The following is a 15,363-nucleotide window of genomic DNA, read 5'->3' as shown; positions in this document are numbered from 1 at the left end:
TGCTACTTCGTGATCCGCATGGTGCTCTCGTCCGGCTGGCCATTCATGGTGTGCATGGCGAAACCGGACCGGATGGTCACCTGCGAGGGAAGGCTGGCCAGCGGGATCACGTGGGCTTCGCCGATCATGATCTTCTGGGCTTCCTGGTAGGTCCCGCAACGTTCGGCGTCGTCGGTCTGGGTCATGGCTTTGGCCACGAGGTCCAGGACGGGCTGGTTCTCCAGGCCGCCCCAGTTGAGGCCGCCCTTTTCCACCGGTGTGCCGATGACAGTGGACAGTGCGCCGTACATGGTGCCCCCGGCGTTGATACCGCCCATAACGGTGACGTCCCAGGTGTCGAGCTTCTGGGTCAGGTCGGTGCTCCACGTGGCGAGGTCCACGTTGCGTAGTTCAATGTCAGCACCGGCTGCCCGGAGGGCCTCGGCGACATAGGTGTTGGCTGCACCATTGGGGCCGAAGATCTGCGCACCGACCATGCGGATCTTGACGCCGGCCAGGGCCTTCTGCGCAGCTGCAGGGTCCGTCTTGATGAGCAGGCCGGTGTCCTTGTTGGAGCACGGCACGCCCGGGTGGGCGAAGGAGGAATAGATTTCGCCGAGACCGCCCGAGGCTGCCTGGTTGAAGGCCGTCACGTTCAGCGCCTGGGCCAGGGCTCTGCGCAGGGCCGGATCGGTGAACGGATGGCCGGGCCGCTCATTGAACATCATGTACAGACTGCCCTGCGGGATGACCTGGGTGCTGAAGTCCTTGTTGCCGTCAAAGCGGGTGGTGTCTTTGCCGCGGATGTTGGCGATATCTTTCGTGCCCGTCAGGAGCTCATTGGAGATGGCGCTGGCGTTGGCGTTGACGCTGGCCTCGGTGGTCTTGGCGGGAGTGCCCTCGATCTTGGTTTCGTATGCCGGCCAGGTCTTGTAGTCGTCCCGGAGCGCGAACGTGTATGCCACGCCATGCTGCTTCTTGCTCAGGGTGTACGGCCCCGAGAACGCGCCGGCAACGTCCCCCGTGGTCAGGGCCTTGGGGTCTTTGAGTCCGGCAGGGCAGACGATGCCGGTGGCGTGCAGGCTCATGCCCTGCAGGAGGTCGGTCCACGGCTGGGCGAGCTTGACGGTGACGGTGCCGGCGGCGTCGTCGGCCGTGACTGCGGCGGGGCCATCACCGAGGACGAGGGGGCGGAAGCTGGACTTGCTGTCCGGGGCAGCGAACACCTTGAGGGATTCCGCCACGACGCCGGCGGTAATGGGGGTGCCGTCGGAGCAGGTGGCGCCACCGCGAATGGTAAACGTTCCCTGGGTGGGGGTGATGTCCCACTTGCTGGCCAGGTCGGAGACGATCCTGTTGTTCTCGTCGCGGCGCACCAGCGTGGAGAACAGGAGACGGTTGACGGCGTAGTCGTCAGCGTTGCGGACCTCGACCGGCGCAAAGCTGGTGGGGTCGGCGCTCAGCACCGTACGGATGGTGTCGGTGGAGATCTGGCCGACCGCGGCGGCGCCCGGGGCGGTTCCGCCGCCAGTGGTACAGCCGGTGGCAGCGACAGCGATAACCGCAGCTGCGGCGGCCAAGGGAGCGAGCCTGCGTCCGCGGCGGGCGGAGATGCCTGCCGCTGACTGGTGGTTCTGGGTCACGAGTGGTCCTTCGATTGGTCCGATGCGGGTGCGGGTGCTGCCTGCAAGAGCTGAGGCGAACACCTGCTGATCGAGTATGTGATCCATCTCTCAGAACGTCTAAGACTCATTTTGTAGATATTCGATGCCTCTACGGCATAGACCGCGGCGTTCTGCGGGCAGGCGTGGGGCGCCCGCGCCGGGGCGCCCACGCGGACCGGAAATGGCCGCTCCTCCGGCACCTCATATGACTCGATTGTTGCGGGGGCCGGGGCGGCATTCCGAAAACGCGCCCGTACCCTGATTGCGTGACCCCCACCCTCTTCGCCAACGCCACGTTCCATACCCTCAATCCGAAGCAGCCACGCGCCGGGGCCCTCCTGGTGGAGGACGGCGTCATCCTGGCAGCCGGCTCGGCAGCAGAACTCCAAGCCCATGCACCCGCGGGTACGAGGACCCTCGATTTGGACAACGCCGTAGTCATTCCAGGGCTGACGGATGCTCACATCCACACGGCGAGCCTGGCCCGGTCCATGCACGAGGTCGACCTGCGGCAGGCCGGGAGCCTGACGGAAGCCCTGGCCGGCGTCGGTGCCGTGCGGCCGCGCTACAGGGATGGCGAGTGGATTTTCGGCGGCTGGTGGGACTTCAACAAGTGGCAGGTCCCGGTCCAGCCGGACCGCACCGGTCTGGACGCCATCTGCCCGCGAAACCCCGTGGCCCTGACCAGCGCGGACGGCCACACGGTGTGGGCCAACTCGCGGGCGCTGCAGCTATTGGGCATTACCCGGACGACGCCGGATCCCGCGGGCGGTGAAATCGTCCGCGACGAACACGGCGAAGCCACCGGGATCCTGCGGGAGAGCGCCGTATACCCGGTCCGGAAACTCGCCGCATCGGGGGTCTCGGGAAATCTCCCGGATCAACTGCGGGAGGCCCAGCGGTACCTGCTGTCCCTGGGCCTGACCGGCGTCCACGACATCGACGGGGCTGACGCCCTGGACGCCTACAGGGCCCTCCGCGCCGAGGGCGCACTGGCCCTGCGCGTCCACAAACTGCTGGCCCAGGACGATCTGGAAGCCTCCATTGGTGCCGGAACTCGGACCGGACAGGGCGACAGTTGGATCCGGCACGGCGCCGTGAAGATTTTCGCCGACGGCGCGGCCGGCTCCCACACCTGCCACATGAGCGAACCGTTTCCGGGCGGCACCAGCCACGGCATGGAGGTGACCGCCTACCCCGACCTGCTGGGACAGGCTACCCGGGCCGCCTCCGCGGGAATCGCCGTCGCCGTCCACGCCATCGGTGACCGCGCCAACCGCCTGGTACTCAACGCCCTGGCCGAAATCCGGGACACCACCGCCCGGCTCGGCCTGCGTCACCGGATCGAGCACGCCCAGTTTCTGCAGCCCGCGGATGTTCCGCGGCTGGCCGCCCTCGGCGTCTTGGCGTCCATGCAGCCCCAGCACTGCCCCAGCGACCTGCCCATCCTCGGCATGGTGGAGGGCCGGGGCCTGGCATGCTACGCGTGGCGGAGCCTTCTGGATGCCGGGGCCACCGTGGCCTTCGGCTCGGACTCCCCCGTAGAACTTCCCAACCCCTTCCACGGACTTCATGCCGCCCTCACGCGGACAACGGCTGAGGGGGAGCCCGACGGCGGATGGGAACCCCGGGAGCGGATCTCACTGGAGGAGGCCCTCCACGCGTACTGCGTCGCCCCGTCCTACGCCTCGGGCGAGGAAGCCGCCAAGGGAACGCTAAGCCCCGGGATGCTGGCCGACTTTGCCGTGCTGGACACCGATATCTTCGCGGCAGGCGCCGCCGAGATCAGGGCGACGAAGGTCCGGATGACCGTCACCGACGGGCTTGTCCGGTACAGGAGCGAGGACTGACCAAAGCCCGCTGAAAAGGACCTGCGGGAAGCCAGTACTCTCCGAAGCAACAACCTCAGGACAACACAACACCCCCGCAAACAGGCTGCGGGGGTGTTGTTGTTACGGGTGGACCGACGGGCGGCGGCTAGTTGCCGCGGGCGGGCACCTTGGACGTCGCGATGGCGCCGCCGAGTGAGATCAGGCCGATGACCACCAGGAGTGTGGCCGGTCCCCAGGACGCGTTCCCGGACAGGGACAGGAAGACCGTGGCCAGCGCCGGCATGAATCCTGCGACAACCGCAGACAGGTTGGCCGACAGCCCCATGCCCGTGTACTTGACCTGCGCCGGGAAGAGCCGGTCGATCAGGGCGCCGATGATGGCATAGGTGATGGCACAGGGGCCGAATGCCAGCACCATGGCCACGATGATCAGCCCGGGATCCCTGGTGTCGACGAGCCAGAAGATGGGAAACGCCAGGGCCAGGAAAATGGAGTAGCCGATGATGCCCACGCGGGCGGCCCCGAAGCGGTCGGCAAGGCGTCCGGCGACGATTGTCATGACCATCTGGGCGACGGCACCGATTGTCATGGCGGTGAGGATCACCGAGGACGGCAGGCCCAGCACCCGGGTCACGTAGCTGATCATGAAGGTGGTCAGGATGAAGAAGCCGGCGTTGCCCACCAGATAGGTGCAGACACCGATCGCCAGCCTTCCCTTGAACTTGCGGAACAGCTCAATGACGGGAGCTTTCTTGGTCCCGTCGCTGGCCTTGAGTTCCTGGAACTCCGGAGTTTCCTCCACGTTCCAGCGGAGCCAGAGAGCCACGGCCACCAGGATGATGGAGGCAATGAACGGCAGCCGCCAGCCCCACGCCATGAAGTCTTCCTTGGGCAGCAGGGCCACCAGGGTGATGGCACCGGTGGAGAGCAACGTGCCAACGGGCGAGCCAAGCTGCACCAGGGCTGCGTACAGCCCGCGGCGCTTCGCGGGGGCATATTCGATGGCCATCAGGGTGGCGCCGCCCCATTCGCCGCCGGTGGCAACACCCTGGACCGCCCGCAGCAGCGTCAGCAGGATCGGGGCGACGACCCCCGCGCTCGCATAGGTGGGCAAGAGGCCCATGAGGGTGGACGCAGCGCCCATGAGCATCACGGTCGCGACCAGCGCGCCGCGCCGGCCGTACTTGTCACCGACGTGGCCAAAGATGATCGCACCGATGGGCCGGGCAACAAAGGCCGCGCTGAAGCTCAGGAAGGCCGAGACGGTGGAGGCCACGGGGTCGGCGCTGGGGAAGAACAGCGGTGCGAAGACGATTGCGGCCGTAGTTCCGAACAGGAAGAAGTCATACCACTCAAGGGCGGTGCCGATGAAGGCTGCGGCCACAACCTTTCCGGGGCTGGACGGTCCCGGCCCGATAGCTGCCCTAACGGCACCTGCCGGGACGGCAGTGGATTGTGATGTTGGAGTTGTCATGGGTGGATCCCTCAGCTGGATAGTTCAATGTTCAATGGGTTCTGACCATGACCGTACTGCGGGCCAGTGCATACCCGCCAATACTTCTTCTTGCATTTGTGTATGCCGAAAGGGCATGCTTTCCCCATGAATCTACGCCGCCTGCAGTACTTCCTGGCCGTTGTGGACGCCGGCACCGTCACTGCCGCGGCGGAACGGATCCACATTGCCCAGCCGGCCCTCAGCCGGCAGATCAAGACCCTGGAAAATGAGCTCAAACTGCGTCTGTTCGAGGCACAGGGCAACAAGCTTGCGCTCACGCCCGCCGGCCGGGCCTTCATTCCGGCCGCCCGCCGCCTCATGCTGGAGACGCAGAGCCTGGAAGATGCCGCTGACGCGCTGCGGACAGGACGGGTCGCCACGCTCGTGGCTGCCGCTACCGCAGCCTCCGTCCGGGGCTTCCTGGCACCCTACATCGCCACCACCAGCCCGGAGGATCCGCTGATTATCACGCGCGAAACCAGCCACTTCGCCATTGCCGAGGCCCTCCTTCACGGCAGCGACTTCGCCGTCTCCCCGGCGCCGCCGGAGCCGGGCCTGGCCACCATGCCGCTGGGCAGCATCCCGCTGACCGCCTACGTCGCGGCGGACCACGAATGGGCGCGGGACGGGGTGTCCGAACTCCCGCTATCTGCCCTGTGCGGCCAGCATGCCATCCTGCCCTCACACCAGAGCGTCAGCCGCTACATTCTCGACGACGCCCTCAACCAGAGCCACCTGAGCTTCCGCCAGGTCTCCGAATGTGACGACGGGCAGACCATCATGGCACTGGCGGCGGCCGGGCACGGCATTGGCGTGACCACCGACCTGCCTGCCTATGGCACCCACCCGATTCGAATCCTGGCGGGCAGTAACGGTCAGCCGGGACATGCCCTCCGGCTGCCCCTGCACACGGCCTGGATCCCCGGGCACTTCGCCGAGGAATCCATCCGGGCGGTGGCCGTTCGTCTGCGGAGGTTCCTGAACAGGCAGGGCGCGATCATTGAGGACGAGTCGAAAGCCTAGAATAGGATGCCAGATTGGCATTGACTATCAACCAAATAGACATTAGACAGCATGAAAACGGATTCCGATACTGGATTGAACGCAATGATGCAATCCACAGAATCGGGAGAAATGCATGCTCTTGGACGTGCTCTACACCAACGGATCGTTTTACACCCAGGATGCCCGGCGTCCGCGGGCCCGCAGCGTGGGCGTCCATGATGGACGCATCATCAGCCTCGATGACGAACTGCCCGGTTCCCTCTTCCGCGACGTCCACGATCTGGGGGGCGCCGCCGTCGTGCCGGGGTTCAATGACGCGCACTGCCACCTCAGCTATGTGGGCCAGGCGCTGGTCCAGGCCGATGTCCGCCCCTCCGTGTGCGCAAATATGGACGAGTTGCTGGCCACGGTGGAGCGCGCATGCGCAGCAGCACCGCCAGGGGCGTGGGTCCAGGGCGCAGGGTACGACCAGAACTACCTCGGCAACCAGCACCCCACGGCGGAGCAGTTGGACGCGGTCAGCCACGGCCACCCCGTCTGGCTGATGCACAACTCCCGGCACATGGGCGTGGCCAATACGGCCGCCTTCGAGCGGGCCGGGTACCCCGGCCGGCGCAACGTCACCGCGCCCGACGGCGGGGCCGCCCCCGCCGATGCCGACGGCAGGGCCGTCGGGCTGCTTCAGGAGACGGCCCGGGCACTAGTCATGGACGCCATTCCCGCGCCAAGTGTGGACGACGTCGCCGCGATGGTTGGCGCGGGCAGCGCCGCGCTGCTGAAACTGGGCGTCACCAGCATCACCGAGCCGGGGCTGGGCGCCCCGCAGCACATCGGCCACAGCCTGTCCGACCTGGCCGGCTACCAGGCTGCGCGCGATGCCGGGATGCTGGGCGTGCGCGCCACGGTGATGCCCTACCTCACCACCCTGCACGGGCTGGGCGACGAGTCCGGTCCGGTCGGTCAGGCTGGCGCCGGCCCTGTTGCCCGCATGGGCCTGGATCTGGGCATGCGGACGGGATTCGGCGATGAGTGGCTCCGGCTGGGCCCGGCCAAGATCCTGTCCGACGGCTCGCTGATCGGCCGCAGCGCCTTCATGTGCTGCGACTACCAGCACGACGCCGGGGCGGAGAAGGGCAACCGCGGGCTGCTCCAGTTCCCCGCCGCGGAACTGCGGCGGCGGATCATCGGCGCGCACCGTGCCGGCTGGCAGGTGGCCACCCACGCCATCGGCGACGCCGCACTGGACGTTGTGCTGGACATTTTCGAGGAGGCCCAGGATCTCTACCCGCGGCCGGACGCACGGCACCGGATCGAGCACGTGAACGTTGCCGGCGATGCGCAGATCCGGCGGCTGGCATCGCTCGGCCTCATCCCCGTACCGCAGGGCCGCTTCATCAATGAACTCGGCGACGGCGCAGCGCGGGCGCTGGGGCCCGAAAGGACGCGACTGTCCTACCGCGTGAAGGCCCTGCTCGATGCCGGGATCGAGATTCCTGCCAGCACCGACGCGCCCGTGGTGTCCGGGGATCCCATCCTGAACGTCCATGATCTCGTGAACCGCCGGACCTCCTCCGGCGCGGACTTCGTGCCCGAGGAGCGCATCAGCGTCGCCCAGGCCGTGCGCGCCTACACCGTGGGCAGCGCGCACGCCGCACATGAGGACCACTACAAGGGCACGCTTTCCCACGGCATGCTCGCGGACTTCGTTGCCCTGTCCGAGGACATTTATGAGGTTCCGGCGGACGCCATCTGCGACGTTCGGGTCACGGCCACGGTCGTCGACGGCAAGGTGGCCTGCGGCAGCCTTTAGGCCGGCATGCCCGCCACTGAGTCCATGGACCACTCGGTGCCATCTACATGCTTTTTAGTTATGTATTTTGAACTTTTTATGTATTAGACAGCATGAACTTGATTGCCAATACTTGAGGGAAACCCACATGCCGGCCACCCTGCCAGCACCCCAGCTGTCCGCCAGTTCCCTGGCTCAAACCCCTGTTTAGGAGCACTACGTTGGAGAAGAACACCCACGCCGGCCAGGCGATCGTCGATTCCCTGGCCCTGCACGGCGTCAACCGTGTATTCGCGGTCCCGGGCGAAAGCTACCTTGCCGTGCTCGACGGGCTCCACGGAGCCGATATCGAGACCATCGTGTGCCGCCAGGAAGGCGGTGCCACGTACATGGCGGAAGCCCACGGCAAATTCACCGGCGAACCGGGCGTGGCCATGGTGACCCGCGGCCCGGGAGCCGCGAATGCCTACGTTGCCATCCACGCCGCGTGGCAGGACGCTACACCGATGGTCCTGTTCGTGGGCTTGATCCCGGTCGCGGACCGCATGCGCGAGTCCTTCCAGGAGTTCGACCCCAATGCCTGGTTCGGCACCCAGGCCAAGCGCGTTTTTGTGCTCGACGAGGCCTCCCGGGCGTCGGAGGTGGTGGCCGAGGCGTTTTTCGCCGCCAAGTCCGGCCGTCCCGGCCCCGTCGTCGTCGGCCTGCCGGAAGACGTCATCACCCACGAATTCGTCGACGACCTGCACCCGGTGATCACGGTTGCCGAAGGGGCAGTATCCTCCGCGGAGTTGGAGCTCATCACCACGGCCCTTGCCGGTGCCGAAAAGCCCGCCATCTTCGTCGGCGGCCAGCGCTGGACGCCCGCAGCGGCGGCCGCCGTGACGGCCTTTGCCGAGGCCAACGGCATCCCGGTAATCCAGGACTGGCGCGCCTCGGACCGCATCCCCTTCCACTCCGAGGTCTTCGTCGGCGCCCTGGGCTACGGCCGCACTGGAAACACGGCACGGATCTTCGCCGAAGCCGACGTACTGTTGGCCATCGGCGCCGTACCCACTGACGTTCCAACGGACGGCTACACCCTGCGGCAGTCGCCCCAGGCCACGAATATCCTCGTCAACATCGACAGCTCCCTCCGCGGACGCTCCGGCGCCGTCACCGCCCACATCCTCGCCAGCCCGGTCGCGTTCGCCGACGCAGTCAAGGACCTCCGGCTGGGAAAGGCCGCACAGTGGGACGCCTGGCGCGCCGCCGGCCGCGCCGCGCAAAGCGCGTTCAGCACGCTCCCGGATCTGGCCGCCCTCCCTGCCACCCGGGAAGGAACCGGCCACATGAGTGCCGTGATTTCCGAACTGGTGACCCGCCTGCCGCAGGACGCCGTCTACAGCTTCGGCGCAGGCAACCACTGCGCCTGGGCCCAGCGGTACCTGCCCACGAATGTGTTCCCATCGCAGCTGAGCATGCGCAACGGTTCCATGGGATACAGCGTTCCGGCAGCGGTGGCAGCATCCCTGCAGAGCCCGGAGCGCCTGGCGGTCGCGATCGCCGGCGACGGGGAATTCCTGATGAACGGCCAGGAGTTCGCAACGGCAGTGCAGCACGGCGCCGCCATGCTCATCATCGTGATGGACAACGGCCAGTACGGCACCATCCGCGACCACCAGGAGCACCACTTCCCGGGCCGCGTCAGCGGCACCCAGCTGACGAACCCTGATTTTGCCGCATTTGCCCGCGCGTTCGGAGGCCACGGCGAAACGGTGACCAGCGACGACCACGCCGCGATCGCCGTCGAACGCTCCCTCAAGGCCGTGCAGGACCAACGGATCCCGGCCATCATCCACGTCATCACCGACCCGCAGATCGCCCTCCCCTGAGCGATCCGAACCAATTGAAGGAGCACAGCATGAGCCTCTATGCCGTCACCAACCCGGCCACCGGGAAACCCGTCAAGGCCTACCCCACCGCCACCGCCGCCCAGATCCACACCGCAGTAGCCACCGCCGACGCCGCCTTCAGGGCATGGAACAAGACAGCGCTGGCGGACCGGGTGAAACTCCTCGGCCGCGTGGCCGAGCTCTACACCGAGCGCCGAGACGAACTCGCCGCGATCATCACCCGGGAAATGGGCAAACCCGTTTTCCAGGCGCGGATCGAAGTGGACATCGTCGCGTCCATCTACCGGTACTACGCCGAGAACGGCCCGTCGTTCCTCGAAGATGACGAGCTCAAGGTTGCCGCCGGTGGAAAGGCGATCGTCCGCAAGGACGGCCTGGGCGTGCTCTTGGGCATCATGCCGTGGAACTTCCCCTACTACCAGGTGGCCAGGTTCGCGGCCCCCAACCTGATGAACGGCAACACCATCCTGCTCAAGCACGCCCCGCAGTGCCCGGAGTCCGCCCTGGCCATGGAACAGATCTTCCTCGATGCCGGCGCACCCGAAGGTGCGTACGTCAACATCTTCGCCACCAACGAGCAAGTCGCCGGCATCATCGCGGATCCCCGCGTCCAGGGCGTCTCCCTCACGGGATCCGAACGCGCGGGATCCGCCGTCGCCGAGATCGCCGGCCGCAACCTCAAGAAGGTGGTGCTGGAACTCGGCGGCTCGGACCCGTTCCTGGTGCTCGACTCCGCCAACCTGGAACAGGCGGCTACCCACGCGCTGTTCGGCCGCTTCGGCAACACCGGCCAGGCCTGCAACGCCGCCAAACGCATCATCGTCGCCGACGCCGTCTACGACGAATTCGTCGAGAAATTCGTCGGCGCCGTGTCCGCTGTGAAGGTGGGCGACCCCACGGAGGCAGACACGTTCATGGGGCCGCTGTCCTCCGCCGCAGCCCTAGACGGTCTGGCCGCGCAGGTGGACGACGCCGTCGCCAAGGGTGCCACCGTGCTCACCGGCGGCAGCCGGATGGACCAGCCCGGTGCCTGGTTCGAGCCGACGGTCCTCGCCGGAGTGACCGAGGACATGCGCGCGTTCTCCGAGGAACTCTTCGGCCCGGTCGCCGTTCTGTACCGTGTTTCGTCCGAAAACGAAGCGGTGGAACTGGCCAACAACTCCGTTTACGGCCTCGGCGCCGTCATCCAGTCCACTGATCCTGTCAAGGCCCAGGAGATCGCGGACCGTCTGGACACCGGCATGGTCTACATCAACGAGGCCCCCGGCACTGCCGCCGAGCTTCCCTTTGGCGGCATCAAGCGGTCCGGGGTCGGCCGCGAACTGGGCAAGTACGGCATGGACGAATTCGTCAACCGGAAGCTGATCCGCACCGGAAAGTAGGCATGGTTATCGGCGAACCGGCCCGGCCCGTTTCGCTTCCAGCGGCCGTTGCAACGCCCCGGAACAATTTCCGGGGTGCTGCAACGGCCGCGTCGTCTATAACGAGGGACGTCAAGGCCCGAGGAGGTGCACACAAGGACCACTTAGCTGTTAGGGCGTCGAGGCAAGCCGCGGTTGCCGCTGCTTCCACGACGTTCATCGGGACCTGTCCCGCCATCGGCCGACTGGCCAGGGCACGCCACTAGCCCGGCAACGAGATGCTTCGCCATCCCCAGGGGCGATGAAGTCCGTTGCCAGGCTAGTGGTGCCGCCCCGCACGGAGCCCGCCTGCCGGCATACGGGCGACGTGGCGGTTTCGGCAGGACTTTAGGCGATTGGCCCTAGTCCGTTCGGGACCCGGCGGTGCCGGGTTCAGCGGACACCTTGGCGGCTGCGTCGCGGAAAACGTCGCCGAGGATGGCCGCGCCCTTGCGGATATCGTCCAGCGTCGGCAGACAGAAGGACATCCGGAGTTCGCTGTGGCCTCTTCCGTCCGTGTAGAACGCGGTGCCCGGAACGTACACGACGCCGCGTTCGATGCATTCGTAGACCAGCGCTTCGGTGTCAATACCCGCGGGGAGGCTCACCCACAAGTAGAAGCCGCCGGTAGGCCGGTTCCAGGTGGTGCCAGCCGGCATGACCTGTTCCAGCGTTTCCACCAGGGCGGTGAACTTCTCACGATAGATCCCCCGGTATTCCGCGAGCTTGTCCGGCCAGGCCGGATCGTCGAGGTAGGCGCTGATGAGCTGCTGGGAGAACACCGAGGGATTGAGCTGGGAGGTCTCGCTGGCGTTGACCAGGTGTCCATATAGCGTTGCGGGCGGCAGAACCCAGCCCACGCGCAGGCCTGGTGCGATCATCTTGGAGAAAGAGCCGAAATACAAGGTGATGTCTTCGAATTCCGGCTGGATGGCGCGCATGGTTTCGCCGTCGAAACCAAGCAGCCCGTAAGGGTTGTCCTCGAAGATCAGGAGATCGTTGCTGCGGCAAAGTTCTCCAACCCGGTGGCGGCGTTCCGCCGAGAGGTTCACGCCCCCGGGATTCTGGAAGTTGGGGATCGTGTACAGTCCCTTGGCCGTCTTGCCCGCGGCCCGGACTTCACCAATGAGCCGCTCCAGTTCCTCCGGGATCAAACCGTCGGCATCCATCGGCACGTGCACTATTTCGGCCTCGTAGCTGGTGAAGATGGCCATACCGCCGGCGTACGAGGGTGCTTCAGCAAAGATGACGTCCCCGGGGTTGACGAGAACGCGCGCGGCGACGTCTAGCGCCTGCTGGCTTCCCGAGGTCACGATAACCTGGTCCCGTCCGGCCGTGATGCCCTCGAATCTCATGAGTTCGACGATGTGCGCGCGCAGCTCGGGAATGCCGTCGCTGGACCCATACTGGAACGAGCGCTCACCGTTCTCAAGCAGAATCCGCTGGGCATCCAGCGCAATCCGCTCGAACGGTAGCGCGCCGAGGTAGGGCGCCCCGTTGGCAAAGGAGATCATGCCCGGCCGCTGGGCCGCCCTAAACACTTTGCGGACTTCTGAGGGGCGGGCGCCAAGGGTGCGCTCCGCAAGGACCTGCGGGGAGACCTGGACGCTGGTGCCGGTGGCTGCGGGAGTGCGGGCAGCGCCTGCGGAAGATTCCACTGATATGGACATGGGATTCCTTTCAGCCATGAGTATCCATCCATTCTCGGTTTCGCCGGCGGATGCTGTCTAAGACCAAACTCCGAAGAATGCCATACCAGAAGGGCATGAACCGGTGGGCGACGGAGGGCCAGAACGTGGCGGGCGGGTGGCAGTTCAAGTCGCCGCCTTGTGGCGCCACAGCGACCCGCCCCGTAGGGTCACGGAAGTGCAGAACTAGCTGGAATGCATCAATAGGTACGTCCGTATCGCTTGTCCCCACCGATCACGCCCCGCACTGACGGAACAAGAAACCACTATCCCGCTCCCCCAGTTGCGCCAGGTCATGCAGTTCCAGACGCTCCCGGCCATGAAGGTTGCACCGGTGGCCCGTCGGGTCGTCCCGGGAAGACCGCCGCAGGACCAAATGGCAGCAGGGCTGAGGCATGGATCGGCCGGCATGACGACACGCGCGGCGCAAGTTCCTCTAATTGACGATAACCGGTGCCACCATCGAGATATGAGCACTCCAACAGTGGAAGCAGCGATCAATGAGCTCATGGATTGGGAATGGCACGCAGTCGAGGAGTTACTCGCGAAACGTGGCCTCCTGGGCGACGGACTCCTCATTGAGGACTACACCGGACTGATGTCATGGCTCGAATCAGTGACCCGGTACACCGTCGTGCATTCCGCGTCAGTGGCCGTCCTTTTCGTGAACTCCTTCCCGGTCGATGCCATCTCCTTCCACCGCGACCTTCTCGGCTCCGACGATCCGAAGTCGTTCTTCACCCTCATGCCGCGGACGTAGCAGCTCAGCGGCACGCGGACAGGCGCGTCGACTGGCACCTTCGGCCGGTCATGCCGTACAAATGATGGCTATGACGACGACCACGACCGCGCCGGCCTTTCACGCGACAGACGAAACCGCGACCGCTCAAACCCATCGTGTGGTCTTCTCGGACCCCGACGCCGCGACGGCGACAGCGGTAGGCGACACCGACACTCGGGGCGCCGCCCAGGCCCCGGTCTTCTCGAGCCCCTACTGATCTCCCCGGCCCGCCATGTCAGAGCTCCTGCCGACGGACCTTCGCGTGCCATCCCTGACCATGGCCAAACCCGTGAACCGATTCCCCGGCCCGGACCTGCTTCCCGGCGGCTCCTGGTACGGGCCCGAGTGGGACGGCTTTCGGGTATCGGCGGTGGTCGCGGAGACGGGCGTGACGCTGCCAAGTCGGAGATGTGCTGTGTCTGGCGGCGGATGGTGGCCCTCAGGTTCAGGTTGTCGGCTTCGAGGCTTTGGCGTGTAGCCGTGGTGGCGGTGGCTGCTGCCGATGGCTGGTCGGCGGCGGTGTAAACGTCCGCGCGAAGGTCGAGATGGCGGTGGATAAAGGATCGGTGCACTCTAGCTTGGGCTGCAACTGAGGAGATGGTGATTTGGATTCCTTCTGTTCCTCCAGGTGTTGTTTCAAGCCTTCGCATAGCCAATCACAAACACTGGGATCCCGCGGAAACATCGGCAATCCGGAATCCGGCCCGATCCGACCGATTTACAACCCAGTCCGATGCCCAAAGTGTGGACATTGTCCACAAGCCAATTTCGGAAATCTTGGCTTTTTTGGTTACTCCGTCACCAGTTCATCCCGTGTGCCGGGCTCGGCGGCGGACAGCAACCCGTCCCAGCCAGGTGCGGGCATACCCTGGCGTGAATAACGCTGCTGTAACGGTTCCGTGGCTAAACTCTGCCTTCATCAAGGGTAGGACGTCGGTTGGAGAACATCGAGGCGGGCCCATCTGACGACGCGAAGCAGCGCGGCGGACGGGCTGCTTGACGCGACTCATCTGGCAGCCCGCCGTTCTTACGTCTCGAAGGATGGTCATGAACTACGGCACTCTGCTTGCTCACGTAGCGCGCATCAATCCGGCAATATGGGATGCAATTTACCCGCATGGCCCGTTAATCCGCCAAAGATTCGACGCTGTCGCCCTCAACCCCCAGCCGCTCCCTCCGAAAGAGATTGGCGAGCGACTGCAGTTGGAAGCCGGATTCATGGCACGTGAACTCGTTCGGCTTGCCGTAGAGGCCGACTTGCGCGGTGATGATCCTGTCCGCATGGTGCGTGAACTGATCGATGACTGGTGCGGCACGCCGTGGCCTCGCAAGTGGCCCTTCCCATGGCCGGGACCGGGACCAATTGATGGTCCCCAGCCTGAACCCTGGCAAATCAACGCCGGTCGGGTCGTCGGCGCCACCGTGTTCGCTTCCTATGCATCCCGGCTCGGGGAAGGACCGCTCAGGGACGCCTTAGCTGATGGCGCTGAACGTTTGGCCCAGGCCGCGGTTGGCGGGTGATCCCCAACGTTCGTTGCGGTCCTGACGGATGTCTTTCTGCCCGAAATTTGGTCTGGTCATGGCATTAGGCCCTGAGCGCTTCAATATGACAATTAGCCTGAATTCCATCTTCCGTTTCCAAGGCGATGACATCGCCAGCCTTTTTCGGCGAAGCGTCCGAACCGTACCTCTGGGTCTTTATGATCAAGTTTGATCCAGACGGAATGGCTCAGCAGGGCAACAGCCTGGTCGCTGAACCAAGTTATATTCCGCGCCGCCGGCACATGGCCTGCAGGTTCCCCGGGTGACGACTCTCCATGTGCCGCAGCGGACGGCCT

General features: G+C 65.6%; 11 protein-coding genes. 8 read left to right on the top strand and 3 right to left on the bottom strand.

Going from position 1 to position 15,363, the window contains the following annotated elements; all coding sequences use genetic code 11:
• Window positions 1–2: 2 nt before the first annotated feature.
• Window positions 3–1,622, bottom strand: coding sequence for an ABC transporter substrate-binding protein (locus LDO15_RS09530; protein WP_223986383.1), 1,620 nt, complete (start codon window positions 1,620–1,622; stop codon window positions 3–5).
• Window positions 1,623–1,909: 287 nt separating this feature from the next.
• On the opposite strand from LDO15_RS09530, the gene LDO15_RS09525 reads away from it, so the two are divergent.
• Entirely contained in the window at window positions 1,910–3,493 is a 1,584-nt protein-coding gene (locus LDO15_RS09525; RefSeq protein ID WP_223986381.1) for an amidohydrolase, read from the top strand.
• A 127-nt stretch (window positions 3,494–3,620) separates the two neighbouring features.
• Here the strand turns inward: LDO15_RS09525 and LDO15_RS09520 are convergent, their stop codons facing one another.
• On the bottom strand, window positions 3,621–4,949 hold the full coding sequence (locus LDO15_RS09520; protein WP_223986378.1) for an MFS transporter: 1,329 nt from the start codon (window positions 4,947–4,949) through the stop codon (window positions 3,621–3,623).
• 126 nt (window positions 4,950–5,075) lie between these two features.
• Between LDO15_RS09520 and LDO15_RS09515 the strand changes: the two genes are divergently transcribed.
• From LDO15_RS09515 to LDO15_RS09500, 4 genes are all read left to right on the top strand, one after another.
• Window positions 5,076–5,993 carry a LysR family transcriptional regulator gene (locus LDO15_RS09515; RefSeq protein ID WP_223986375.1) on the top strand — a complete coding sequence of 306 codons (918 nt, stop codon included), beginning with the start codon at window positions 5,076–5,078 and terminating at the stop codon, window positions 5,991–5,993.
• Between the two features lie 115 nt (window positions 5,994–6,108).
• Window positions 6,109–7,785: an amidohydrolase gene (locus LDO15_RS09510; RefSeq protein ID WP_223986372.1), complete on the top strand. Its 1,677-nt coding sequence runs from the start codon at window positions 6,109–6,111 to the stop codon at window positions 7,783–7,785.
• A gap of 200 nt (window positions 7,786–7,985) precedes the next feature.
• Window positions 7,986–9,635: a thiamine pyrophosphate-dependent enzyme gene (locus LDO15_RS09505; protein ID WP_223986368.1), complete on the top strand. Its 1,650-nt coding sequence runs from the start codon at window positions 7,986–7,988 to the stop codon at window positions 9,633–9,635.
• A 29-nt stretch (window positions 9,636–9,664) separates the two neighbouring features.
• Window positions 9,665–11,038, top strand: a complete 1,374-nt coding sequence (locus tag LDO15_RS09500; RefSeq protein WP_223986365.1) for an NAD-dependent succinate-semialdehyde dehydrogenase — start codon at window positions 9,665–9,667, stop codon at window positions 11,036–11,038.
• 380 nt (window positions 11,039–11,418) lie between these two features.
• On the opposite strand, the gene LDO15_RS09495 is transcribed toward LDO15_RS09500, so the two are convergent.
• Complete coding sequence (locus tag LDO15_RS09495) at window positions 11,419–12,726, bottom strand: PLP-dependent aminotransferase family protein (RefSeq protein ID WP_223986363.1); 1,308 nt, start codon at window positions 12,724–12,726, stop codon at window positions 11,419–11,421.
• A 487-nt stretch (window positions 12,727–13,213) separates the two neighbouring features.
• Between LDO15_RS09495 and LDO15_RS09490 the strand changes: the two genes are divergently transcribed.
• The 3 genes from LDO15_RS09490 to LDO15_RS09480 all read left to right on the top strand — a co-directional run bounded on the left by LDO15_RS09490 (window position 13,214) and on the right by LDO15_RS09480 (window position 15,046).
• Window positions 13,214–13,504 (top strand): hypothetical protein, encoded by a 291-nt coding sequence (locus LDO15_RS09490; protein WP_223986361.1) that lies wholly within the window; start codon window positions 13,214–13,216, stop codon window positions 13,502–13,504.
• A 70-nt stretch (window positions 13,505–13,574) separates the two neighbouring features.
• The gene (locus tag LDO15_RS09485; RefSeq protein ID WP_223986359.1) at window positions 13,575–13,742 is read left to right on the top strand and encodes a hypothetical protein; all 168 of its coding nucleotides are present in this window, start codon (window positions 13,575–13,577) and stop codon (window positions 13,740–13,742) included.
• Window positions 13,743–14,572: 830 nt separating this feature from the next.
• Window positions 14,573–15,046: a hypothetical protein gene (locus LDO15_RS09480; RefSeq protein WP_223986357.1), complete on the top strand. Its 474-nt coding sequence runs from the start codon at window positions 14,573–14,575 to the stop codon at window positions 15,044–15,046.
• The last annotated feature ends 317 nt before the right edge of the window (window positions 15,047–15,363 follow it).

The organism is Arthrobacter sp. NicSoilB8 (genome assembly GCF_019977355.1).
In the GTDB taxonomy this organism is placed as follows: domain Bacteria; phylum Actinomycetota; class Actinomycetes; order Actinomycetales; family Micrococcaceae; genus Arthrobacter.
Note: the sequence above shows the minus strand (reverse complement) of the source record. Positions and strands in the feature narration are given on the sequence as shown.